The sequence below is a fragment of the Pseudomonas sp. VD-NE ins genome (assembly GCF_031882575.1).
In the GTDB taxonomy this organism is placed as follows: Bacteria; Pseudomonadota; Gammaproteobacteria; order Pseudomonadales; family Pseudomonadaceae; genus Aquipseudomonas; species Aquipseudomonas fluorescens_BZ.
This window is the reverse complement of sequence record NZ_CP134772.1, coordinates 3,038,748-3,062,609: the sequence shown is the minus strand read 5'-3', so window position 1 is coordinate 3,062,609 and position 23,862 is coordinate 3,038,748. Positions and strand designations below refer to the sequence as shown.

The 23,862-nt window shown below is 59.6% G+C and carries 17 protein-coding genes; 2 read left to right on the top strand and 15 right to left on the bottom strand.

Annotated features, from left to right (window positions below; all coding sequences use genetic code 11):
* Positions 1 to 132: 132 nt before the first annotated feature.
* The gene (locus tag RMV17_RS13505; RefSeq protein ID WP_077572987.1) at positions 133 to 357 is read left to right on the top strand and encodes a YgdI/YgdR family lipoprotein; all 225 of its coding nucleotides are present in this window, start codon (positions 133 to 135) and stop codon (positions 355 to 357) included.
* Positions 358 to 490: 133 nt separating this feature from the next.
* Here the strand turns inward: RMV17_RS13505 and RMV17_RS13500 are convergent, their stop codons facing one another.
* From RMV17_RS13500 to RMV17_RS13430, 15 genes are all read right to left on the bottom strand, one after another.
* On the bottom strand, positions 491 to 865 hold the full coding sequence (locus tag RMV17_RS13500; protein WP_311886826.1) for a hypothetical protein: 375 nt from the start codon (positions 863 to 865) through the stop codon (positions 491 to 493).
* A 239-nt stretch (positions 866 to 1,104) separates the two neighbouring features.
* The gene (locus RMV17_RS13495) at positions 1,105 to 2,958 is read right to left on the bottom strand and encodes a polyurethanase (protein ID WP_311886825.1); all 1,854 of its coding nucleotides are present in this window, start codon (positions 2,956 to 2,958) and stop codon (positions 1,105 to 1,107) included.
* Between the two features lie 199 nt (positions 2,959 to 3,157).
* Entirely contained in the window at positions 3,158 to 4,846 is a 1,689-nt protein-coding gene (locus tag RMV17_RS13490) for a polyurethanase (protein ID WP_311886824.1), read from the bottom strand.
* Positions 4,847 to 4,904: 58 nt separating this feature from the next.
* Entirely contained in the window at positions 4,905 to 7,982 is a 3,078-nt protein-coding gene (locus tag RMV17_RS13485; RefSeq protein WP_311886823.1) for an autotransporter domain-containing protein, read from the bottom strand.
* Between the two features lie 114 nt (positions 7,983 to 8,096).
* A complete protein-coding gene (locus tag RMV17_RS13480; RefSeq protein WP_108224527.1) occupies positions 8,097 to 11,048 on the bottom strand; it encodes an autotransporter serine protease in 2,952 nt (983 codons plus the stop codon).
* A 740-nt stretch (positions 11,049 to 11,788) separates the two neighbouring features.
* Positions 11,789 to 13,159, bottom strand: a complete 1,371-nt coding sequence (locus tag RMV17_RS13475; protein WP_108224526.1) for a TolC family outer membrane protein — start codon at positions 13,157 to 13,159, stop codon at positions 11,789 to 11,791.
* Positions 13,160 to 13,161: 2 nt separating this feature from the next.
* Positions 13,162 to 14,511, bottom strand: coding sequence for an HlyD family type I secretion periplasmic adaptor subunit (locus RMV17_RS13470; RefSeq protein WP_311886822.1), 1,350 nt, complete (start codon positions 14,509 to 14,511; stop codon positions 13,162 to 13,164).
* The gene (locus RMV17_RS13465) at positions 14,508 to 16,283 is read right to left on the bottom strand and encodes a type I secretion system permease/ATPase (protein ID WP_311886821.1); all 1,776 of its coding nucleotides are present in this window, start codon (positions 16,281 to 16,283) and stop codon (positions 14,508 to 14,510) included. The genes RMV17_RS13470 and RMV17_RS13465 overlap by 4 nt, the downstream gene beginning before the upstream one ends.
* Before the next feature lie 202 nt (positions 16,284 to 16,485).
* Positions 16,486 to 16,914 (bottom strand): AprI/Inh family metalloprotease inhibitor, encoded by a 429-nt coding sequence (locus RMV17_RS13460; RefSeq protein WP_158276062.1) that lies wholly within the window; start codon positions 16,912 to 16,914, stop codon positions 16,486 to 16,488.
* A 93-nt stretch (positions 16,915 to 17,007) separates the two neighbouring features.
* Entirely contained in the window at positions 17,008 to 18,453 is a 1,446-nt protein-coding gene (locus RMV17_RS13455) for a serralysin family metalloprotease (RefSeq protein WP_034154171.1), read from the bottom strand.
* Between the two features lie 467 nt (positions 18,454 to 18,920).
* Entirely contained in the window at positions 18,921 to 19,358 is a 438-nt protein-coding gene (locus RMV17_RS13450; protein ID WP_311886820.1) for a hypothetical protein, read from the bottom strand.
* A gap of 164 nt (positions 19,359 to 19,522) precedes the next feature.
* Positions 19,523 to 20,608: a polyamine ABC transporter substrate-binding protein gene (locus tag RMV17_RS13445; protein ID WP_007914896.1), complete on the bottom strand. Its 1,086-nt coding sequence runs from the start codon at positions 20,606 to 20,608 to the stop codon at positions 19,523 to 19,525.
* Between the two features lie 58 nt (positions 20,609 to 20,666).
* Positions 20,667 to 21,011 (bottom strand): cupin domain-containing protein, encoded by a 345-nt coding sequence (locus RMV17_RS13440; RefSeq protein ID WP_077572998.1) that lies wholly within the window; start codon positions 21,009 to 21,011, stop codon positions 20,667 to 20,669.
* Between the two features lie 30 nt (positions 21,012 to 21,041).
* Positions 21,042 to 22,448, bottom strand: coding sequence for an FAD-dependent oxidoreductase (locus RMV17_RS13435; protein ID WP_311886819.1), 1,407 nt, complete (start codon positions 22,446 to 22,448; stop codon positions 21,042 to 21,044).
* A 52-nt stretch (positions 22,449 to 22,500) separates the two neighbouring features.
* Entirely contained in the window at positions 22,501 to 23,316 is an 816-nt protein-coding gene (locus RMV17_RS13430; protein ID WP_311886818.1) for a helix-turn-helix domain-containing protein, read from the bottom strand.
* A 263-nt stretch (positions 23,317 to 23,579) separates the two neighbouring features.
* On the opposite strand from RMV17_RS13430, the gene RMV17_RS13425 reads away from it, so the two are divergent.
* Entirely contained in the window at positions 23,580 to 23,852 is a 273-nt protein-coding gene (locus RMV17_RS13425) for a DUF1652 domain-containing protein (RefSeq protein ID WP_034154176.1), read from the top strand.
* Positions 23,853 to 23,862 lie beyond the last annotated feature (10 nt).

The window sequence follows — 23,862 nt, the reverse complement described above, 5'->3', positions numbered from 1 at the left end:
CCGGCGCAAACGGAAAAGGATCAATGGCATTTTTTTCCCGGGCTATCGAACTTTTCCCCCGGGGATGGCACCAACCGCGTTAGAGGGCCGACAATGCTCGGCATCACATCGAATGAGGATTTAGAGGTGGGTATGAAAATCAAATCACTGGGCATCCCTTTCGCCGTCGTTGCCGCGCTGGCACTGGCCGGTTGCTCGACCCCAACGGTGGTCACCCTGCAGAACGGCACCCAGTATCTGACCAAGGACATGCCGAAAACCAAAACCAAGGACGGCTTTTATGAGTTCGAAGATATTTCCGGGGCCAAGGTAAAGGTCCGCGCTGACGAAGTGGCTACTGTTCGCGAAGAAGACTAGGTTTCGCTCGTGCCGATCGTTCCCACGCTCTGCGTGGGAATGCCTCAACGGACGCTCCGCGTTCGCCTCTGGATGGGACGCGGAGCGTCCCGGGCTGCATTCCTTTGCTGCGCGTGGGAACGATCATTGCGTGTTATTCGAAGGTCGGCATGCCCGGAATGCTGCCATCGCAAGGCATGTACGTGCCGCCCCGCTTGACCACTTCACCTTGCAAACGCCGGCAGCGGTCCAGATCCTGTTGCGCCATGCGATCAATGCTCAGATTGCCGGTAGTTTGCGGCTGCTTGTCGTCACCCAGGCGCAGGGTCACGAACGGTTGTTCGGGCTGAATCTGAAAGCGACTCTTCTCATCAACCGGCTCAACCGCCTCGGTTTTCGGCGGACTTGGCAGTTGGTCGGCGGTGACGCCATAGCGGCTCAGAATCGAACTTTGAGGCAGATCGGCGCAGACATTGGCCGAACACAGCGCCAGTGCAACGAACCCGACATACCCCTTGAAACCTTTCACGTTTGAATCTCCTGTACTCAATGGCGGCTAGCTATAGAACGTGTGTGCACGTGCCGGCTTTAGGCCGCATTTCCTGTTTTGCTGGGGTTTGAGTCAGGGAATGGCTGTCGAGTCACTTTTAAACCGCATTATCGTTCTTCGCGAGCAAGCTCGCTCCCACAGGGGATTTGTAAACGACACAGATCCAGTGTGGGAGCGAGCTTGCTCGCGAAAGGGCCCTTACCGGCGCCACATCAACATCAGGCAATCACAACACCGTCAGCACTCAGGCTGTTCAGCGATACCCCCACCAACGTCACCGAATCGTTGCCAAACGTCAGCACCGTATCCTGCCCGACAGTGGCGGCATGGGCACGGAAGTCCTCCGCCGGCAACACACCCTGCACGCCGAGAAACACCAGTTTGTCATTGGACGTGTAACCGACCACCCGATCCTGCCCAAACGCGCCGTTGAACAGAAACGTATCCGCCCCGCCGCCAGACTCCATCAGGTCATTACCGGCACCGCCAACAAACACGTCATTGCCCGCGCCACCCATCAGGTGATCGTTGCCGTCCAGCCCGAACAACCAGTCGCCGCCGGCATGCGCCTTCAACGTATCGGCGCCACCGGTGCCTTTGACGCTGGACTCGTAAGCCGTGACGTTGTTGCCGACCTTCAAGCCGCTGGCCGTGACGCTGTGGGTCACGTCGTCCTTGAACAGGCCCCAGAGAAAGCCCGGTTCCTTGGTGACAATGCTGCCGATGTCGCGGGTGATGCTGATCCCGCCGTTGGCATCGCGCACGTAGAGATTGCCGGCGCCGTCGTTGGCAAAGTCGAAGTTCTTCACCGCGCTTTGCAGGTCGAGGGTGTTGCTGCCCTGCCCGCCAAGAATGACGTTGTAGCCGCCGCTGTCGCGGAAGGTGTCGTTGCCGGCGCGGCCTTCCAGATAATCGTTGCCGCTACCGCCCTGGATCAGATCATTGGCGTCACTGCCAATGATGAACGTGCTGCCCTTGTGGGTTTCGGCGTTGCGGTTGAGGTCCTGCACCCAGGTGTTGGCCCGCGCCGGGTCTGAGAGGTTGGCGACGATGATCGTCGAGTCGCGGCTGGTCAGATCGTAGAATTTTGAGTCGATCACGCGGTTCATGCCGTCGCCATATGCGGTCGGCAAGTGCGAGATCCAGGTGGGAATATTAAGGATCGAGTACGGCAGCAGATTCCACGCCGTCGAGGCGTAGTGATCGTTGAAGCTGACGATGTTGTCGGTGGCCGAGACTTTGGGCGCATCGTGCACGCCGACGGAGGCGCCAGTGAAGGTCGAGCCGTCGAGGGCGCGGAACACCGGGTCGTTTTCGTAGCCGACGTTGAGCACTTTGTCGGTGCTGCTTTGCGTTGGCGAGGCATAGGCGATGTAGTTGGAGTCGGCAAAGAAGCCGCCCCACTTGCCGCCGCTCAGGTCGGCCATGCTGTTGACCGCCAGGCCGCCGAGGCTGTGACCGCTGACCAGCACGTCTTTGCCACTCAGGCCGTTGGCCTTGGCAAACGCCACCAGATCATTGAGCAGATTGCCGAACGCTTCGCCGACGTAGTTCTTGGCGTAATCCTTGGGGCCGAAGGCGGCGAGCAGGTCGTTGATCACGTCGCCGATGGAGTCGAGGATCAGGTTCTCACGCGGGCCGCTGGTGCCGCGAAAAGCAATGCCGAGTTCCGTGAGATGGCCCTGGGCGTCGTACTTGCCGAGGATTTCCACTTGTGCGGTGGTGTAACCGGCCTTCTCGCCGAAGAAGGTTCCACGCGCATCGGTCTTGCCGTCGTAGCCCAGTTGCGAGGCGGTGATGGGTGTCCAACCGGCCTTTTTCACCGCGTCGAGAGCGAGTTTTTCCGAGTCGGGGTTCCACGGAATGCCGGGAATCACTCCTTGCGAATCGGTGCCACCGAGCAGCGCCGTGACCAGCGTAGCGGGCAGACCGAGGCCGAAACCGTTGTGCTGATAACCGGCGGCAAAACCGTTATCAAGGTTGTGGTAGGAATACAGCGTGATTGCCATGGCATCACTGAACAACGCCTTGGAATCGGCTGTGCCGAAGTTCTTGTAGTCATACACACCCATTGCTATTGCCTCTCTCTTGTTGGAATTGTTAGAGATAGCTCACAGCCAGGGCGCCCCTCGGGGACGCCCCGGAGCATTTCAGTACTACTTACTGCTTTTTTTACTGTGGGAGCGAGCCTGCTCGCGAAAGCGGTGCGTCAGGTACGAGTACTTCAACTGACACTACGCATTCGCGAGCAGGCTCGCTCCCACATTGGATCTAGGCGAACATGAAATTAGAGTCCGACAGGTTAGCCACTCCCACCCCGATCAGGGTCACGGCATAGTCGCCAATCTTCAGCACGGTATCGCTGCCGGTCTGCGACGCGTGCTGCTTGTAGTCGTAGCCCTGCCCCGCGCCTTCGACGCCCATGAACACCAGTTTGTCGCTGCCCTGATAACCGTTGATGGCATCGAAACCGAACGCACCGCTGAACAGAAAGGTGTTGTTGCCACCCACGGCAGTCATCACGTCATTCCCGGCGCCACCGACGAAGGTCACATGGCCCTTGTCGCTGATCAGCTTGTCATCGCCACCGAGGCCGAACAGCCAGTCACCGTCAGCCGTGGCATGCAGCGCATTACCGTAGCCATCGCCGCTGAGCGAATGGTTGTACTGGGTCAGCTCGCTGCCATTGGTCAAACCTTTGGCCGTAACGCCCCAGGTGATTTCCTTGCTGCCCCACCACGAGCCCGACTCCTTGCTCACCAAGGCGCCGATGTCGCGGGTCATGCTGATGCCGCCGTAGGCGTCGCGCACGTACAGCGTGCCGTCACCGTCGTTGGCGAAGCTGAAGTTCTGCAGCGGTTTCTGCAGTTCAAAGGTGTTGTGGCCCTGGCCGCCGAGCAGGATGTTGTAGCCGCCGTCATCCCGGAAACGGTCATCGCCGCCCAAGCCTTCGAGAAAGTCGTTACCCGCCCCGCCCTTGAGCCAGTCGCTGCTCTGGGTGCCGATGATGAAGGTGCTGCCGGTGTGCGGCTCGCCGCTGCGACCGAGATCTTCAACCCAGGTCTTGCCCCGGGACGCTTCTTCCAGGTTGGAGACGATGATCGTCGAGTCTTTATGCGTCAGGTTGTAGAACTTCGAATCGATGACCCGATTCAAGCCATCGGCATAGCCCAGCGAGCTGTGGGCCGACCAGTTCAACGGATTGACGATGCTGAACGGCACCAGGTTCTGCGCGGTGGACGCGTAGTTGTCGTTGAAGTTGACGATGTTGTCGGTGGTCGAATCGTGCGGCTTGTCGTGCTTGCCCATCGAGGCGGTGCTGAACGTGGTGCCATCGAGCACACGAAACACCGGGTCGTTTTCAAAACCAATGTTCAGCACGTTATTGCCGGTGCTGCTCTGGGTTGGCGAGGCGAAGGTGATGTAGTTGGCGTCCTTGAAGAACCCGCCCCAGTTGCTTGCGCTCAACTCGGCCACGCTGTTGACGCCGAGCCCGCCGAGGCTGTGGCCACTGATCAGCACGTCCTTGGCGGCGATGCCATTGGCAATGGCAAACGCCGCGACAGCCTTGAGCAGATTATCGAAGGCGTTTTTCGCGTAATTGCTCGCGTAATCCGACGGCCCGATGGCGGCCAGAAGATTGTTTTTCAGGTCACCGAAGGTATCGCTGTAACCCAGCCCGCCGGTGCCGCGAAAGGCCACGCCGATACCGATCAGTTTGCCGGCGGCGTCGTATTTGCCGAGCACTTCAGCCTCGGCGCTGGTGAAGCCGTCCTTCTCGCCGAAGAACGTGCCCTGCGGCCCGACCTTGCTTTGATAACCCAGCGCCGTCGCGGTGAGCGGCGACCAAGCGGTGGCCGGCAACGGTTTGCCGGTCGGCGTGTAGGCATAAAGCGTGAGTGCGATGGCGTCGCTGTACAACGCTTTGCCATCGGCATTTTTATAATCGAACAGTCCCATGTTGTGCTCTCTCTTCCTTCAAATGACTGGCAGCTCTTTGCAGAGCTGCCAGCACGCCTTAGAACTGCCAGTCGAGGGTCAGACCCACGCCGTGGTCCTTCTCGTTCGAGCCAATCAGTCCGTTGTAATCCAGGTTCACCCGCACATCGCGATTGAGCGCCAGACCCGCACGCACACCGACCACTGCCGCATCGCGATCCATCGACACGCCCTGCACGGTGAACGCGCTGTTGCCGTTGGCGAAGGCCAGATGGCTGTCGGCATCAACGTTGTTCAGGTTGTGCTGCCAGCCGAGGCTCGCACCCAGTTCCAGTTGATGCTGATCCGACAAGGCGAAGCTGCGCTTGGCGCGCACGCCGAGGGTCGACAGCACCACATCACGGTTGTCCTCGCCGCCCTTCAACGCTGCCGCGTCACCCTTTTCGGTGAAGCTTTCAGTGTTCAGGTGCACGTAGGACAGATTGGCGAACGGCTCCAGATTCATCGGTTGCAGGCCCAGATCATAAGCGGCCTCGGTGAACACTTGAGTCGTTGCGGCATCGTGCTTGGTCTTTTGTTTACCGCTCACGTCCCCGAACTGCAGGTCACGTTTGACGTCGACACGGTGCCAGCTGTAGGCGCCGCCGACGGTCAGACGCAGCGCATCGATCTGATGCCCCAGGTACGCACCCAAGTGGTAGCTGTCGACCGACGCCGACGAATGCGTGCCGCTGCCCATGCTCAACGAGCTGTCGCTATAACCGGTAACGAAACCCAGACGGGTATCTTCAGCGATCAAGCCGTCGACACCGGCGAGCAAGCCACCGATGGAGCTGTTGGAGTCGGCATTGTCATGCCCGCCATCGCTCTTGCCCCACGAACCCAAGACCTTGACCCAGGCGTTGCTGCCGTCATCGGTCGGTGCGCCAGCATTGAACAGATCACGCTCACGCAGACGCTCGCCCACCGCTTCACGCAGATAACGGCTGTCGTTGATCAGCATCGTGCCAATGGCCGGATGGATCTCGCCAGACAGTTGCTGGAAGGCTTGCTGCGCCGACGCCGCATTCGGCGACAGCAACAGGGTTTCGAACAGCGCGTTACCAGCGCCCAACTGCTCAGCCGCAGCGCCCACGGCGCGTTGGTTCGGCGTCAAACCGACGCTGGCGAACGACGCACCGTTACGCCCGACTTCCAATTGGATTCCATCGGCCGAGTACGCCAGCGTGCCGCCGAGGAAGGCGTAATCCGGCAACACCTGACCGAAGCGCCCTTCAATGCCGCCCGCCGCTTGCAGGATGTTGTAGCGCGTGCCGAGCAGGCTTTGTACTTCGTTGGTGCTCAGCAAGGTCGGGCTGTTTTCCAGCGACATGCTCACCGTCGCGCCTTCGATGACCGCTTTGCCAGTGGCGATGATCTGATCGCTGCTGGTTGGCGACAGCTCTACGGCGTAAGTCGAACCCGGTGCAAACGTCACGTCACCGGCCACGTTCAGGGTGCCGATGGAATTGCCCGGCGCCACCATACCGCCGCTGTTCACCGACAGCGCGCCAATATGGCCATTGCCGCCGAGGATACCGCCGTCATTCACCGTCACCGCCGACTGCAGCGAACCGTTGATGGCCAGGCGGCCCTGATTGACCAGGGTCGGGCCGCTGTAAGTGTTGTTGCCGGTCAGCACCAGCGTGCCGATACCTTGCTTGGTCAAACCGCCGTGGCCGGAAATGTCGTTGCGCCAGGTGTCGAGGCCGCAGGTGATGTCGGTGCACACGCGTTCCGTCGGTTTGCCCTGATCGATAATCGCGCCGATGCCCGGCAGATCCGCGACAAACTGGCCGGAGCCGTAAGCACCGTCAATTCGGAATTCCGCCGGAATGTCCTGCTCGGTGACGAACATCGACGGCCCGTCGATGCCTTTGCGCAGGTTGATCATGCCCCAGCCGTACAAGGTGTCGATGCCCGGTGCGCCGAGGTCGGTGGCCGTGGTGCGCAAGACCGTGGCGACTTGATCACCGGTCATGTACGGGAAGCGTTCCATCAGCACGGCCATGGAGCCGGCGACATGCGGCGCGGCCATCGAGGTGCCGTTGTAGTTTTTGTAGCCGGTGGTCAGGTTGTCAGCGTTGGTGCCTTCGATGATCGAACTGAAGATCTTCGTGCCCGGCGCCGAGACGCAGAAACTCGCGGTGTAACCGCAGCGCGAAGAGAACGTACTCATGATGTACGGGTTGGCGCTGGCCAGGTCCGGGTTCTTCTGCAGCGCGGCGACGGTGATCCAGTTCGGCGCGATGTCGGGAACGAAATAGCCGAGGCCGGCGATGGCGTCCGGGTTGTTCAGGTTGTAGTCGTTGCCGGCGGCGAAGATCGTCACGATGCCGCTGCGTGCGGCGGCAATCGCGCCGTCGTAAGCGCCACCGGGTTTGGTGCCGAGCAGCGTGCGGATCTCGTTGAACTGCAACTGCGCGTCATTGACGGTGAAATGCGGGTACGCCGGATCGCGGCCGCCGAGGTCGAAACGGTCGGTGATGCCGATGCCCCAGCTATTGTTGATGATCCGCGCGCCACTGGCGATCAGTGCATCCCAACCGGCCTTGTACACCGCGCCGTCGTTACCACGAACGATGCCGTCTTCCGGGCCCGGGTCACCGTTGTCGGCGCTGATGATCTGCGCACCGAACGCCACGCCGTGCATCGGCCCACCATCACGGCTGCCTGCGGCGATACCGCCAACGTGGGTGCCGTGGGCGCCGAGTTTGCCGTCGGAGCCGACCGAGGGCGAACCGTCATAGCGGAACGCATCGCCGGCTTTGACCGGGATGTACGGATCGGTGTATTCGCGGATCCCGCTGGTGATCAGGGTGACGACTTTATTGCTGCCGGAAAACTCCGGGTGCGCGGCATACACCGGCTGATCGAAGATCCCCAGTTTCACGCCTTTGCCGGTATAGCCGGCGGCGTAGGCGTGATCGGCACCGATCGCGCCCAGGCCCCAATCGGCCTGGAACTCGGCACTGCGCCAACTCGACGGGTCGCCCGTGCGACCGCTCTCCACGTAGGGTGCGGCATGGGCGGTGCCGATGGCACAGAGCACGGCGAGCGTGAGGGTTTTCAGGGCAAAGCGGCCTCCCGTTTGCGCGGGGGTATTGTTGTTATTCATCCAGCGACCTTCCTTAGTGATGTTGCGAAAAATCCTGATCGTTGCCACACAGAGCAACTGATCGTTCCCACGCTCCGCGTGGGAACGATCAGCGTGGGAACGATCAGCGTGGGGTTAGAACTGCCAGTTCAGGCTCAGGCCAACGCCATGAAACTTTTCGCGATTGGCCAGTTGTCCGTTGTAATCAAGGTTGACCCGCACGTCCTTGCTTAAGGCCAGGCTGGCCTGCACACCAACCAGCGCGGCATCGCGCACCAGCGCTGAACTTTCCACCGCGTACGGCGTGCCGCCGCTGGCGAAGCGCAGGTGCTGCTCGGAATCGATGTCGCTCAGGCTGTGCTGCCAGCCGAGGTGGCCACTGACGTCGAGTGATTGCGCAGGCGAAAGATTGAAGGTTTTGATCGCCCGCACACCGAGGGTGCTCAGGACAGCGTCACGTTGATCGCCCGAGCTTTTCAGCGCCGCGGCATCGCCCTTCTCGGTGAAACCTTCAGTGTCCAGATGCACGTAGGCCAGGTTGGCGAACGGCTCCAGCGCCAGTGGTTGCAGGTGCAAGCGGTAAGCCGCTTCGCCGAACACTTGCGTGGTGGTGGCATCGACCTTGGTTTTCTGTTTGGCGCTGAGGTCGCTGTATTGCAGATCGCGCTTCACATCAGCGCGATGCCAGCTGTACGCCGCGCCCGTGCTCAAGCGCCACGCACCGATTTCGTGACCGGCATAAGCACCGAGGTGATAGCTGTCGACCTTGGCCGACGAATGCGTGCCCGAGCCCATGCTCAGCGAACTGTCGCTATAACCGGTGACCAGACCGATGCGCGTCTGCTCGTCCAGCGCGCCATCGACACCGGCCAGCAATCCGCCAATCGAAGTGTTGTAGCCCGCTGTGTCGTGGCTTGAATCGGTCGTGCCCCAGGCGCCGAGCGCCTTGATCCAGCCATTGCTTTGCGCAGCAGTTGTATCGTGCAGACGCTCGCCGACCGCATCGCGCAATTGGCGGCTGTCATTGATCAGCATCGTGCCCAGCGCTGGATAGATTTCGCCACTCAGTTGCTGGAACGCCTGTTGCGCAGACGCGGCATTTTCCGAGAGCAGCAGGCTTTCATACACCGAGTTGCCTGCGCCAAGACTTTCCGCAGCCGTCGCCACCGCGCGCTGATTCGGGGTCAGGCCAACACTGGCAAAAGAGGTCGCGTTGCGCTCGATACCCAGTTCAATGGTGGTGACGCCGTAATCGAGGACGCCGCCGATGAACAGGTAGTTCGGCTGAACACTGCCAAACCGGCCCCATATTCCGCTCTTCGCCTCCAGGATGACGTAACGATTACCGAGCAGGCTTCTCGCTTCGACGGCACTGAGCAGGGTTGGACTGTTTTCCAGCGACACGCTGACCGCACCCTGACCGGGGGCAGCCATGCCTTCGGCAACGATTCGGTCGCTGCTCGTTGGCGACACCTCTACCTCGTAAGTCGAAAGATCCCCCATAAGGACGTCACGCATCACGCTGAGCGTGCCGATGGAGTGGCCGGGCGCAACGCGGCCGGTGCGGTTGAGGATCAATCCGCCGACCACACCAGTACCACTAAGAGTACCGCCGTCATTGACTGTCACCGTCGAAGTCAATGTACCGTCGACGCTCAGCAGACCGCCGTTGACCATGGTCTCGCCACTGAACGTATTGTTCCCGGTGAGATACAGACTCCCTGCCCCGGACTTGATCAGGCGACCCTGAAGTATCTTGTTCTCCCATGCGGCGTCGCGGGCCATGCCCACCGCATAATCCGTCTTGTCCTGCTGGCTGGCATTCTCCGGAAGCCCGTTGTACCAGGCCTTGTTGAAGAATGTTTTCTGCCACGCATAGTGCTCGGCGAGTGCTTCATCTTCGCGGGCTTTGCCTGCCTTGTCGGAAATGTCATTGCTCCAGACGTCACTCTGTCCGGCCGCCAGATTGGCATTGAACACCCCCATCAACTGCCCCGGCCCGCGCATCGCCCGGTCCAGGTTGATGACGCCCCAGCCAACTTGTTCATTCGGCACTTGCGTCACCGAACCATCCAGTTGCGTGGCGGTGGTCAGCAGCACTTGCAGGGCTTGCTGATTAGTCATGTACGGGAAACGCTCCATCACCAGCGCCAGTGCACCGGTTGCATGGGGTGCCGCCATCGAGGTACCGGACTTGATCCCGTAACCGCCGCCGGGTACGGTGCTGTCGATCTTCGCGCCCGGCGTGGTGATGCACCAGTATTTGGCGATGCCGCACTGGTTGTACTTCTGCTGATTGTTCTGATCGAGCCCGGAGACCGCCAGCCAGTGGCCTTCGAGATCCGGCTGAAAATATGGCAGTGCTGCACGCACGCTGGCATTCGGGTAGCCGCTGTTGCCGGCGCTGAACACGTTGATCACACCGCGCCGCGAGACATCGGCCGCCGCGTCAAGCCAGGTGCCTTGGTTGTAGTGCTGGGCGTAGGCCTTCTGCACATCCGCGAGGGTGCGGTAACTGACATCTGGCGGCTGACTGCCCCAACTGTTGTTGATCGCGCGCACGCCGGCATCGGCCAGCGCGTCGTACACCGCTTTGAAATAGCGCGGATCGGGATTGGGGCCGAACAGGAAACTGTCGTTCTTGTTGGTGTTGCCGACGTAGATCTGCGCGTTGTACGCCACGCCGTGCATGCCACTACCATCGCGCGAGGCACCCATGGTGCCGACCACGTGTGTGCCGTGCGAGTCGTTATTGGGATTGAGGGTGCCATTGACGTTGAACAGCGAGCCGTCGATGTAGCTGCCGCTGGCCGTGACCGGGTGATAACGGTCGCTGGCAAATTCCGGGTGGGCGGCATCGAAACCAGAGTCGAGGGCGCCGATTTTCACGCCTTTGCCGGTGATGCCGGCGGCGTAGGCCTGCTCGGCCTGCATGCGGCTCAGGCCCCAGTCGCGGAGAAATTCGGCGCTGCGCCAACTGGCGGGATCGCCGGGTTTGCCTGTTTCGAGGTATTGGGCCTGCGCCTGGGTTGCAGAAATCAAAAGCAGCAGGGTGCCGACCGAAATCGGCTTGATGCGTACGTCCATGTTCACTACTCACTTTTATTGTTTTATGCAGGTTCTTTTGCGGTGTTGCCTGTTCCCCTCACCCCAGCCCTCTCCCCCAGGAGAGGGAGCTGACCGAGGGGGCTTGCGTCATGCATCGACCTGAACATCCGGGTCGCCCATCCCCTCACCCCAGCCCTCTCCCCCAGGAGAGGGAGCTGACCGTGGTGTTTTGCGTCATGCATCGACCTGGAAAACCGGGTCGCTCATCCCCTCACCCCAGCCCTCTCCCCCAGGAGAGGGAGCTGACCGTGGTGTCTTGCGTCTTACATCGACCTGAAAAACCGGGTCGCTCATCCCCTCACCCCAGCCCTCTCCCCTAGGAGAGGGAGCTGACCGAGGGGGATTGCGTGATGCATCGACCTGAACATCCGGGTCGCTCATCCCCTCACCCCAGCCCTCTCCCCCAGGAGAAGGAGCTGACCGAGGGGGCTTGCGTCATGCATCGACCTGAACAACCGGGTCGCTCATCCCCTCACCCCAGCCCTCTCCCCCAGGAGAGGGAGCTGACCGAGGGGGATTGCGTGATGCATCGACCTGAACATCCGGGTCGCTCATCCCCTCACCCCAGCCCTCTCCCCTAGGAGAGGGAGCTGACCGTGGTGTTTTGCGTCATGCATCGACCTGAAAAACCGGGTCGGTGTTGGATTCGGTGCCGCTTGATCAGGTCGGCGTACTTCCAAAATATCCCCGGATCGGTCCCCTCTCCCCCTGGGAGAGGGTTAGGGTGAGGGCTGTTGAGCGACCACAAAAGCCTCATCCACCCGCGCCAGATCCTGCTCGTTCAAGGTCCCGGCGTAGTAATGCAACTTGGTCCAGGCCATCAAATAGTCGTACCGCGCCTGCGCCAGATCGCGGCGGGTGGTGAACAGTTGCTGCTCGGCGTTCAACGCGTCGAGGTTGGTCCGTTCGCCACCAAGAATGCTCTGCTTGGTCGACACCACCAGCGCTTCCGCCGAGCTCAGCGCTTTCTGATAAGCGCGCAGTTTGCTCACCCCGGACAGGCAAGCGCTGAACTGCCGGCGCAGCTCAATCAGCGTCTCGCGCGTTTTACCGTCGAGTTCATACTCGGCCTGTTCCATGGTGCGACTGGCCTGACGCGTCGAAGCCGACACCCCGCCACCGGCATACAACGGCACGCTGACTTCAAAACCGATGGTGTTGGTTTCGTAGCGCTGGTTGTAGGTGTTGCCGCTTTCCGACTCGTTCTGGCGCATCGAGGCATACGCACTGACTTTCGGCAGATGCCCGGCACGATTGCGCTCCACTTCATACCGCGCGACTTCCACGGCCTGACGCTGCGAGGCCAGATTCGGGTTATTGCTCACCGCCATTTCATGCCAGGTATCGTAATTGGCAGGCATCAGCGCAAAAGTCTGAAAGTTCTGATCGAGCGGTGCCAGATCACCAATGTCCACCGCTGGCGTGCCCACCAGTGCGCCCAGCTCACGCAGCGCCGCGTCTTGCTCGTTACGCGCCTCGATCTCCTCGGCGGTCGCCAGTTCATAGCGCGACTCAGCCTCGAGAATGTCGGTGCGCGTGCCCTCACCCTGCTTGAACATGTGTTCGTTCTGCTGGAACTGCTGCTCGTACGCCTTCTTCTTCGCCTGCGCGATGTCGATCTGATCCTGCGCGAACAGTGCCTTGGTGTAGTTATCCAGCACGCGAACCAACAACTCCTGACTCTTGCCGCGAAAGTTCTCGTCAGCGAACAACGACTGCGCGACACCTTTGCGATACGCCGCGTAAGCCTCGTAATCGAGCAGCGGTTGCTGCAACGTCAGCGCCGAGCCGTAACTGCTGTAATTGCGGTCGTCAGTACGGTTGCGCGCGCGCTCGTCGAGGGAGGTGGCTTTAGACGAGTTGCGACCCTTGTTGTAGGTGTAACCGATGCGTGGCAGCAGACCGGCACGGCCAATCGCGCGGTTTTCCAGGCCGGCGTCACGCTCCTTGATCGCCCCGAGGAACACCGGGTCATTGCGCAACGCCTGTTCGTAGATCTCGAACGGCCCCATGGCCGCTACTGCTGAGTGACTTGCGAGCAGCATCATTGCCGCTGCGAGCATGGAAAGCTTATTCATACAGCCGAACATCCTTATTCCTCGGTCAACGCGGAGCCGGCCCGGTCGAGCAGCGGTTTGAACAGATAGTTGAGGAGTGAACGCTCGCCAGTACGTACGAACATTTCTGCCGGCATGCCGGGCTTGATCACCAGACCGTTGAGTTTCTCCATGGCCTGATCGCTGACGCTGCTGCGCAGGACGTAGTACGGCACACCGGTTTTCTCATCGACCATCTGGTCGGCGGAAATCAGGCTGACCTCCCCCGGTACACGCGGGGTTTTGCTCTGGTTGAACGCGGTAAACAGGATGTCCACCGGCAAATGCGCGCCGACCTTGTCGATCAGGTTGATCGGCAAGTGCCCTTCCACTTCCAGCGTGGTGCCCTGCGGAACGATCTCCAGCAAGGTTTCACCCTGACGCACCACGGCACCTTCGGTGTGCACGCCGAGATTGACCGCGACGCCGTCGGCGGTGGCGATGATTTCGCTGTGCTGCAGGTCGAAACCGGCGGAGGTCAGTTGCTCCGACAGGGTCACGCTTTTCAGCTGCGCGTCGGCCAGTTGCGTGCGGACTTCCTTCTGATATTCCTCGGCGTGCTGTTGCAGCTTCAGCCGCGACTCGAGAATGCCCTGTTCCACGCGGCCGCTCTCACCGGTGTTTTCCGCCAGTTGCTGCTGCACTTGCGACAGTTGGCGCTGGTACTCCATTAGGCGGTTACGCGGGATGTAACCGTTGTCAGCCAACGGTTGCAGGTTGCTCAACTGCTGTTGCAGCGAGTCGGCCTGAGCATTGAGATCAGTACGCGCGCGACGCATGCCGGCCAGTTGCGCGGTGGCGCCTTCGATGCTCGCACGCAGTCCGGCCTGTTCGCGGTAGTACGCCTCGCGACGGCTGCTGAACAGTTGCCGCTGGCCTTCCAGTACCAATGCCAGACGTGGGTCCGGGTCATTGCTCAGCTCGGCGGGAAAGGTCACTTGCTTGAAGTTGTCGCGCTCGGCCTGCCAGCGCGCGAGGCTGGCCCAAGCCATGCGGTACTGTGCTTGCAGCGACTGCACGTCAGCGGCGACTTGCGTTTGATCGAGGCGGAACAGCGGCTGGCCCTGCTTCACGATTTCGCCTTCGCGCACCAGAATCCGGCTGACCACGCCGCTGCTCATCGACTGCACGGCTTTGCGTTTGCCCGACACGACGACCGTGCCTTGCACCGGAATGCCTTGATCCAGTGGCGCCAAGGCTGCCCAGGTGAAGAAACTGCCGGCACCGACGATCGCCAGAATCCAGCCCATGCGCGCGAAGAACTTCGCATCGCGCTCCGGGCGTTCGGTGATGTAGGCGTGTTCCATGCTCGCTTCGTTTTCAGTGTTCATGCTTGCGCTGCTCATACACCCGAATTCCTTGTCGAGGGCTGATACTGTCGGCTCATGCTGAGCCCGCCCGGTGCCTGTGCAGCTTTTTCCCGCTGTTGGTCTTGCTGGCCGGAGAGTGCCTTGAGCACGTCCTGACTCGGGCCGAAGGCTTGCAGACGCCCGTCATTGAGTACCAGCAGCTTGTCGGCCTGGGCCAACACCGAAGAACGGTGCGTCACCAGCACCACCGTGGTGCCTTGCGCTTTAAGCGCGGCAATGGCGCTGGCCAATGCGGCTTCACCGACGGTGTCGAGGTTGGAATTCGGTTCATCCAGCACCACCAGGCTCGGCGTGCCATACATCGAACGCGCCAGGGCCACACGCTGTTTCTGGCCGCCGGACAAGCCACTGCCATCCTCGCCCAGTTGCGTGTCGTAGCCTTGCGGCAGACGCAGGATCATTTCGTGCACGCCGGCCTGTTGCGCGGCGGCGACGACTTTCTGCGGATCGGCCTCGCTGAAACGGGCGATGTTCTCAGCGATGCTGCCGCTGAACAGCTCGATGTCTTGCGGCAGGTAGCCGATGTACGGGCCAAGGTCATCGCGGTTCCAGCGATGTATATCCGCGCCATCGAGGCGCACAGTGCCGCCGAGGGTCGGCCAGACACCGACCAGCACACGGGCCAGCGTCGATTTACCGGAACCGGATGCGCCGAGCACACCGAGTACTTCGCCGGCATTCAGATTGAAATTGACCATCTGCAACGTTGCCGTGCGCTGCCCCGGAGGGCCGGCGCTCACTTGTTCGAAGGTGATCTGGCCTTTCGGCGCCGGCAGCGCCATGGCGTCGTCACTCGGCGGGAAGGCTTGCAGCAGCGCATCGAGACGGCGGTAAGCCAGCTTCGCCCCGCTCCACTGCTTCCACACGGCAATCAACTGGTCGATAGGGCTCAGTACGCGGCCCATCAAGATCGAACCGGCGATCATCATCCCGGCCGTCATGTCGCCCTTGATCACCAGCAATGCGCCCAGGCCCAAGACCAACGATTGCAGGCACAGGCGCAGGGTTTTGCTCAACGAACTGATCACCGCACCGGTGTCGCTGGCCTGATTCTGCAGACCGAGGAACCGCGAGTGCACCTGGAACCAGCGTTTGCGCAGGGAACCGAGCATGCCCATCGCCTGAATGGTTTCGGCGTTGTGCAGATGGCTGGTGGCCAACTGGCTGGACTTCTGCGAATAACCGGCGGCTTCGCCCAACGGCTTTTTGGTCATGTACTCGTTCAGGCAGGCCAGCCCGATCAGCAGCAATGCGCCCGCCGTGGCCAGTACGCCGAGCCAGACGTTGAACAGGTAAATCACGAACAGATAGACCGGGAACCACGGCGCATCGAAAAATGCGAACAGCGCGGGTCCGGTGACGAATTGGCGAATGTGTGTCAGGTCACCCAGCGACTGCCCGGCGTTGCCCTCGCCTTTGAACAGGTTGCGCTCGAACGCGGCTTGATAGACGCGCAGGTTGAAACGGCGCTCCAACTGACTGCCGATGCGGATCACGATAAAGCTGCGCACCACTTCCAGCAGGCCGATAAAGGCGAAGAATCCCACCACCATCAGCGACAGCATCGCCAGGGTCGTTTCGTTCTGCGAGGACAGCACCCGGTCGTAGACCTGAAGCATATAGATGGAGGGCACCAGCATCAGCACGTTAATCAGCGCGGTAAAGCAGCCGACGCTGATCAGGATACTTTTATAGTCACCCAATGCCTTGAATAAGGGCGCGGTGGCTGGGGCCTTCGCCATCTTCATTGATTATTCCTGGAAAATATTTCCCGCCACTCATTGGCGAGAGTCGAATTAATTAACCGCACTATGTCGGAACTTGCTTTTTGGTCTACCGCTTACACTTTCATAACAACTTGCGCGAATAATTGCGGTGCAGTTGCCGCTCAGCGTTACTTATAACCATCGCATGGCGCCTTATATTAAAACTTTGTCGCCGTCTGGATAATCAAGGCTGTTGCGCCGCGCGCTCAAGCGTAATCACCAGACCTGACTTCAAAGTGGTCAGATAAAGCCCGTCACGTTGTCGGCTGAAAAACTGGATTCTTGAGCCCTCCTTGCCGGTAATCGACAGGCCGTCCGGATCGGGAAACCAACCGATCGGGGTTTGCTCAAGCCATGCACCGAGACAGTCGGCCCCTTTGCCCAAGGTCTGATTGGATTCAAGGTCGATCAGGCAAGTATTCGAAGGCTTGTCCTGCTGCTTCTGCGCTTCTCGATCATCATCCCGGGTAGACAATGTCGCTTGCCATTCCCCGGCAAACACCGAGGGTTCTTCAAGTCTCTGGCTGCTTGCCATACTGGTTTCTCCTGAAATCATCATGAGCGCCGCCGAAAGCCACGCCGCCACCCTGTAGGTAAAAGCTTTACTGATCATGGGAATATTCGCTCCGGCGTGTAGCCTTACTTACCGACCAACACGATGCAAGCAAAGAAAGCGGCGCATCACACGCCGCTTTCCACTGCTACATCACGCGACGATGTCGCTGGTGGCTGCCTGGCCAACGGTGCTGACCTGGAAGTCCGCCACGCCGTGGCCGGAGAAGTCCACCGACAGCAGGCTGTTGCCGCCCGACGACGTCAGGACTGCGTCACCGGCAGCACCGGTGAAGCTGCTGACGAAGTGCAGGCCGGAACCGTTGGTGATACCGCTCAGGTCGATTTTGTCCAGACCGCTGACGAAATCGAGGATCTGATCGATCGCCCCCGGCTTGGAGTCCGAGCTGGCCGCAAACACAAAGGTGTCCGAACCGGCACCGCCCCACAGCTTGTCGGCACCGCCAGCGCCGTAGAGGATGTCGTTGCCGGCACCGCCCTTCAGCTCGTTGGCCACGCTGTTGCCGATCAGCAGATCGTTACCCGAACCGCCGATGGCGTTCTCGATGATCGCGCCCTTGGCGATGGACACGTTGCCCACCAGGCCGCCAACGTCGGAGAACGAGGCATCATTGAGATTGATCTTCTGGTTCTGGGTGAAACCCGAGAAGTCCAGAGTATCCTTGCCGCCGGCATCCCACACCGAGAACACCACTTTGTCACTCGACGACGAAGCGCTGAGGAAATCGCGGCCAGTGTTGGAGTTGAAGCCGTAGGTGGTGTCACCGGTACGGGTGGTGGTGTTGGCACCGTAGAGCTTCTGGATGGCAGCGATATCGTCCATCAGCGGGCCGGACGAATACGCTTCGACACCGCCCTTGCTGAAGTTCTGATTGGTGTTGCTTTCGCTCCAGTAGCTCATGACGCTGTAGCCGCGGGTGTCTTGCCCGTAGGACGCATCGTTGTAGGTCGGGTTGCCATTACCGGCGTTGTAGTCGCCAGGGTGAGCGAGACCCAGGCTGTGGCCGATCTCGTGAGTCAGGGTCTGACGACCGTAGTTGTTCAGATCCGGATTCTTGTTCTGCGTGTAGCCACTGTTGATCAGGTACCACGAGGTACCGTCATAGCCGGCGCCAGTGCCTGGCAGATAAGCGAACGCTGCAGCGCCATCCTGGCCACCGCTGTAGTTACCGAAGGTCATGTGGCCGTCACCGCCCGAGGCTTTCTCGGTGAAGGTCACGTTGGCCACGTCAGCCCAGGATTGCATGGCGAGCTTGGCCTGGGCTTGTTGTTGTGCACTGAACTGACTGAACCCGCTGATCCCGTGCTTGTTCATCGTGCTGGACGATGCCGAAGTCAGGAACGTATAGGTGAGTTCGATCTTGCCGCTGCCGTCCTTGTCCTGGTAGGCAGCGCCGTCGCGCAGCAACTGGGTTGCGGCCTGGTCGACGGAGAAGGAGGGTTTGCCATTGACCGTGAGGTTGCCGCCACGGTCGTACTGATGGCTGAAGCTATTGATCTGGTTGTACGCCGAGCTGAAGGCAGACAGCTGAAAAGCCTGTTCGGCGGTATCAATAGCATTCGCTTTAACTTTCGACATAAACACACTTCCTTGTTTAGCAATGGAACAGTTTTTGTCCGATAGGACTCTCTCTGGCGAGATCGTCCTATCACTCGCCCAATGAAGGCGTAAGAAACCTGACACAATTTGAAATCTGCCGTAAAGGATTTTTTTGAGATCAAATCGAGCTGTTTCCAGAAACTGCCGTAAACAAAGCGTGCGGGGATGAAAGAATGTTTTAGTTGCGCGGCTTTCGCCTAATTGTCTGACGATTTTCTATTTAAATATTAAATATGGGTAAGTTGTTTTTTGTTAGGCACGTCTCACTTTTCCGCACTTTATTAGTGCGATGCCAGTGTATTGATATCAACGATTAATCAACCATACGGGTGAAGTGTGGGAGCGAGCCTGCTCGCGAAAGCGTTTTATCCAACACCCTTGATGCCGAACGGCTCATCACTTTCTCGAGCGGGTTCGCTCCCAGAAATCAGGCCCGCAAAAATCGATCAGGGAGCCTCGATATCGTAGATCACATCAATTTCGTAGTGATCGCCGTCATTAGCGACCGTGGTAAAAATCAGGGAACCGTTGATGCGATCTTCTGGCAGATGCCGTTGAATTTTTACTCTGCCTGAATTGGCGCGAAAAAAAAGCTGCGGATAAAATTTGGTGAGGCTCAGATGAACAATTTTCTCATCGCCCCAATTGATCTCGGGCCCCATTTCAGAAGCACTTGAAAGCTCCAAACCGATAGAAACCCCTTTATCTGCTAGCTCGGGATCAACCATAGTGCCGTGGAAACGCGTTTTTCCTGCCTGAGTGTCGCGATAGACCCAATCGCTAAGAAAGTCATAAGTGATCTGAGTTTTCAGATTCTTGAACGTGCCCTTGATTGTGCCTCGCACGCTCTGGGCCATATCAAGAATATTTTCGGTGCTGGTCATTATCCTTCTCCTTTTCATGAAAGACCGAAGAGGTCTCGGTCTTATTAGAAAGGAAAACAACAAGGCTGAAACCTGTCAGATATGACAGGTATAAAAACTTAGCCTGTTATTCCAATATGCCGAAAAGGAAGGCTCGCCGGGTGTCGACTCCCGACGAAGCCGGATCAACTCCCTGTCCGAATCTTGTTCCACACCCGCGTGCGAATCCTGTCGATATTCAAAGGCATCGCCTCCAACGCAAACAGCTTGCCCATCATTTCCGGGCTCGGATAAACCTTGGTGTCATTCTTGATCGCCGGGTCGATCAGGCTGTCCGCCTGCTCATTGCCATTGGCGTAGTGCACATAGTTGCTGATGCCAGCCATCACGTCCGGGCGCAGCAGGTAGTTCATGAAGGCGTAACCGGCCTTCTCGTCCGGCGCATCGGCCGGCATGGCGACCATGTCGAACCAGATCGCCGCGCCTTCCTTGGGAATCGCATAGCCGATGTCGACACCGTTTTTCGCTTCCTTGGCACGATTCTCGGCTTGCAGGATGTCGCCGGAGAAACCGACCGCCACGCAAATGTCACCGTTGGCCAGGTCGCTGGTGTATTTCGAGGAGTGGAAGTAACTGACATACGGCCGCACTTTCATCAGCAGCGCTTCAGCCTTTTTATAGTCCTCGGGATTTTTGCTGTGATGCGGCAGGCCCAGGTAGTTGAGCGCCGCCGGCAGCAATTCCGGGCCGTTGTCGAGGATCGCTACACCGCACTTCTGCAGTTTTTCCATGTACTCAGGCTTGAAGATCAGGTCCCAGGAGTCCACCGGCGCATTGTCGCCGAGCACGGCTTTGACTTTGGCGATGTTGTAGCCGATGCCGGTGCTGCCCCACAGGTACGGAAAGCCGTGTTCGTTGTTCGGGTCGTTGGTTTGCAGCGCTTTGAGCAGCACCGGATTGAGATTCTTCCAGTTCGGCAACTGGCTCTTGTCGAGCTTCTTCAGCGCCCCGCCCTGAATCTGCCGGGCCATGAAGTGGTTGGATGGAAACACCACGTCGTAACCGGATTTACCGGTCATCAACTTGCCATCGAGGGTTTCGTTGCTGTCGTAGACGTCATAGGTGACGCCAACGCCCGTCTCTTTCTCGAAGTTCTTGGTGGTGTCGGGCGCGATGTAGTCGGACCAGTTGTAAACCTTGACCGTTTCCGCTGCCTGAGCAAGGGAAACGGCGAGCATCAGCGGTGCCAGAGCGAGGGTCTTGCGGATCATGGATCGATTCCTGTGTGGGTTTTCTTTTTTGTTGGCAGGCAATCAAAGGATCAAACAATCAGAAAATCAGCACGTAACTCTTACGCACGGTTTCCTGGATATCCCAGACCCCGAGCGTGTTGGCCGGCAACATCAGTGCGTCGCCACCTTGTATGTGCAGGGTCTCGCCGCCACCGTCGGGGGTGAACGTGCAGCGCCCGGAAATGAAATGGCAGAACTCCTGCGCGGTGATCTGCCGACGCCAGCGCCCGGGCGTGCATTCCCAGACGCCGGTTTCAACGCCGTCGTCGCGTTCGACGCTGGTGGTCGAGGCGATCGCGATCGGTTCGCCGAGGGGCACGGCCACCGGGTTGGACTCATCCAGTTGCAGGGTTGCGGTGTTTTTAAACTGGGTAATGCTCATGGTCTGACCTGTCTTTTAAATAAACGGCTTTTAGTGCATGAAACCTTCCATGAAACCCGCCACCTGGCTGGCGAGTTTGCGCCGCCATGGCGCGGTCGCCGGGTTCGCCAGGGTCTGGTCTTCATGGACGAAGCTTTTGATGATCGCGTTGTAGCCAAGCCAGCGGCACGGCTCCGGTTCCCACGCACGCAGTGCATGAATGCCGCCGTCCGGCAGCACCCATGGCTGGCGAACCAGTTCCGTATCGCGCTCAAGAATCAGATCTGCCAGGGTGCGGCCGCCGAGATTGCTCGCACCGACACCCTCCCCGCCGTAACCGCCGGACAGCGCGATGCCGTTGGCGCGATCGCAAAGCATGTGCGGCTTGAAATGACGGGACATGCCGAGGTTGCCGCCCCACGCGTGGGTGATCTGCACGTTTTTCAGTTGCGGGAACAGTTCGCCGAACAGATAGCGGCGCAGCTCGACTTCATCGCGGGTCAGGTCGAAGTTATGCCGCAACTTGCCGGCGAACTGGTAGCCGCCACGGGCGCCGAAGATCAGCCGATTGTCGGCGCTGCGCTGGCCATAAGTGACCTGACGGCTGAATTCGCTGAAAGCTTGGCCACGATTGAGGCCGATCTCATCCCAGGTCGCAGCAGACAACGGCTCGGTGGCGACGATCAGGCTTTGCACCGGCAATTGATAGCGGCCCAGCGGCGGCAAAGTCACCGAATAACCTTCGACGGCTGGCACGATCCAGCGACTGCGCACGCTGGCTTTCGCGGTTCGCAAACTACCCGCCTGCCAGTGTGTGACCGGGCTGTTTTCGTAGATCTTCACGCCCATGTTCTGCACGGTGCGCGCCAGACCGCGCACCAGTTTCGCCGGATGGATGGTCGCCACGTGCGGCGCGTAAATCCCGCCATAAGGCTTGGCGACGCGAATCTGTTGGGCGAGTTGTTCGGGGCTGAGCCAGCGGTAATCGTCGTCAGTCAGGCCTTGAGCGTGCAGTTTGGCCAGATACTCCCGCAGCGAGGCTTCCTGCTCCGGGTAACGCGCCGCGCAATACAGCACGCCGCCCTTGCGGTAATCGCAATCGATGCCTTCGCGCTCGAGGACGATTTCCACTTCATCGGGAATGCTGTGCAGCAGATCGAAAGAAGCGCGGCGCTGCTCGGGTGACAGCCCGGCCAGCAAGCGGTCTTCGCCAAGCAGATTGCCCATCAGCCAGCCGCCATTGCGACCGGAAGCGCCGAAACCGGCCGTTTGCGCCTCAACAATTGCAATGTCGAGACCCGGCGCGAGTTTCTTCAGGTAGTACGCGGTCCACAGGCCGGTGTAACCCGCGCCGATGATTGCCACGTCGACGTCCAGATCTCGTTCAAGCTCGGGCCGCGCGGTCAGCGGCTCATCGAGTTGATCCATCCACAAACTGATAGTGCGCCACGCCGGCATGCAAGACTCCGCCACTGAAAACCTTCGATGGCGTCGATCCTAGTGGCTGTGCTCAGTTGATGTCTTGCGCGCGTGCCCGCAAAGAAATTTGTTTGGCGTAAGCCTTGGGCGACTGGCCGGTGTGCTGGCGGAAACAGCTGTAGAACGCCGACAACGAATTGAAACCTGCGGCAAAGGCCAGTTCATCGATGCGTACCGGCGGCGTTGCGTTGTCGAGCGAGCGCAGTAGATGTTGCAGGCGCGCCTGATTGACGTAGCGGTAGAAGCTTTGCCCGAGCACCTGATTGAGCAGATAGGAAATCTGATTGCGGCTGTACCCGCACTCCTTCGCCACCCGCTGCAAGTCGAGTTCGGGATCGAGGTACGGCTGCTGTTTGTCGAAATACTGCTGCAGGTCTTCAGCCATAAAACTCAACTGGCGCGGCGAAAGGCCCAGGCGACTGACTGCCGGACGCTGACTCGAGGACGCCGTGCCAGCAGTTTGCGTGCGCACCAGCGAGGCATATTCGTTGACGCGCCAGATCAGCCCGTCCTTGACCGTGATCGCCTCGCTGGAGCGAAACGACACCAGCCCGTCGCCGCCGCGCAAGGTCACTTCGTATTGAATGAACGCGGTGTTGCCGTCGACGCGAATGCGGTCGCAATGCTCAAGCAGTTCGTCGGACTCTCGCGGCATGCTGACACGCACGTATTCGCGCAACTCGTCGAGGCAGAGCACGCGGTTCTGGAAGAAATCGTTGTACTGGATGTCCGGGTGATACAGCGCCATGACGCTGTCGAGGTCGCGGTGCTTCCAGCTCAGGTGATAGCACATGACCGTGGCCGCCGTGGCCTGGGTCTGTTCTGGGCCGTCATCGTCGGCGTGCATAAAGGGCTCGGCGCAAAAGAATCGAGCTTGCCGAAGTTCGGCGCGGGCTTCAATGACTAATCCGTAGTGGCATTTTGGCGACGATTGCGTAGGCCGTGACTTACATCAAAAAATGCGAAGCAATCGCAAAATGAACTGAAAAATCTCACAGGAATTTCACATCCAGATGCTACTTTTAATGTCAGTTACCGGTTGAGCCAATGAAGGCTCTTCCCACCTAACATGAGCAAACGGAAGCGCTCGATGAAGAAGGCGGGCAACATATGAATAAAGGGTCAAGCAAAGTCACGTTCCCCAATGCATGCCAGCTGATGCGCTGGCATTTTCATCCCATGGGTTTCGAGGCGACGATGGACGCGCCGGGCAGCATGATCGCCCGTCTGTTCGATCGTGCCAGCGGCGAAACCATGATCGCCATCGCCGGCATCCCGTGCGCGACGGTGATGAATGCAGCGGATGTCGAACGAATTATCGAGGCTGTGGAGGATGAGCTGGAAGCGTTCATACCTCCGGAGTCTCTCAGGAGTTACGCATAAGCTTATGATT

Bases quoted from the DNA above. Each gene is read 5' to 3' on its own strand.
- RMV17_RS13455 (WP_034154171.1), bottom strand. From the start codon at position 18,453: ATGTCGAAAGTTAAAGCGAATGCTATTGATACCGCCGAACAGGCTTTT.
- RMV17_RS13465 (WP_311886821.1), bottom strand. From the start codon at position 16,283: ATGAAGATGGCGAAGGCCCCAGCCACCGCGCCCTTATTCAAGGCATTG.
- RMV17_RS13435 (WP_311886819.1), bottom strand. From the start codon at position 22,448: ATGCCGGCGTGGCGCACTATCAGTTTGTGGATGGATCAACTCGATGAG.
- RMV17_RS13470 (WP_311886822.1), bottom strand. From the start codon at position 14,511: ATGAGCAGCGCAAGCATGAACACTGAAAACGAAGCGAGCATGGAACAC.
- RMV17_RS13495 (WP_311886825.1), bottom strand. From the start codon at position 2,958: ATGGGTGTGTATGACTACAAGAACTTCGGCACAGCCGATTCCAAGGCG.
- RMV17_RS13475 (WP_108224526.1), bottom strand. From the start codon at position 13,159: ATGTTCGGCTGTATGAATAAGCTTTCCATGCTCGCAGCGGCAATGATG.
- RMV17_RS13440 (WP_077572998.1), bottom strand. From the start codon at position 21,011: ATGAGCATTACCCAGTTTAAAAACACCGCAACCCTGCAACTGGATGAG.
- RMV17_RS13460 (WP_158276062.1), bottom strand. From the start codon at position 16,914: ATGATCAGTAAAGCTTTTACCTACAGGGTGGCGGCGTGGCTTTCGGCG.
- RMV17_RS13480 (WP_108224527.1), bottom strand. From the start codon at position 11,048: ATGGACGTACGCATCAAGCCGATTTCGGTCGGCACCCTGCTGCTTTTG.
- RMV17_RS13450 (WP_311886820.1), bottom strand. From the start codon at position 19,358: ATGACCAGCACCGAAAATATTCTTGATATGGCCCAGAGCGTGCGAGGC.
- RMV17_RS13425 (WP_034154176.1), top strand. From the start codon at position 23,580: ATGAATAAAGGGTCAAGCAAAGTCACGTTCCCCAATGCATGCCAGCTG.
- RMV17_RS13485 (WP_311886823.1), bottom strand. From the start codon at position 7,982: ATGAATAACAACAATACCCCCGCGCAAACGGGAGGCCGCTTTGCCCTG.
- RMV17_RS13430 (WP_311886818.1), bottom strand. From the start codon at position 23,316: ATGCACGCCGACGATGACGGCCCAGAACAGACCCAGGCCACGGCGGCC.
- RMV17_RS13445 (WP_007914896.1), bottom strand. From the start codon at position 20,608: ATGATCCGCAAGACCCTCGCTCTGGCACCGCTGATGCTCGCCGTTTCC.
- RMV17_RS13490 (WP_311886824.1), bottom strand. From the start codon at position 4,846: ATGGGACTGTTCGATTATAAAAATGCCGATGGCAAAGCGTTGTACAGC.
- RMV17_RS13505 (WP_077572987.1), top strand. From the start codon at position 133: ATGAAAATCAAATCACTGGGCATCCCTTTCGCCGTCGTTGCCGCGCTG.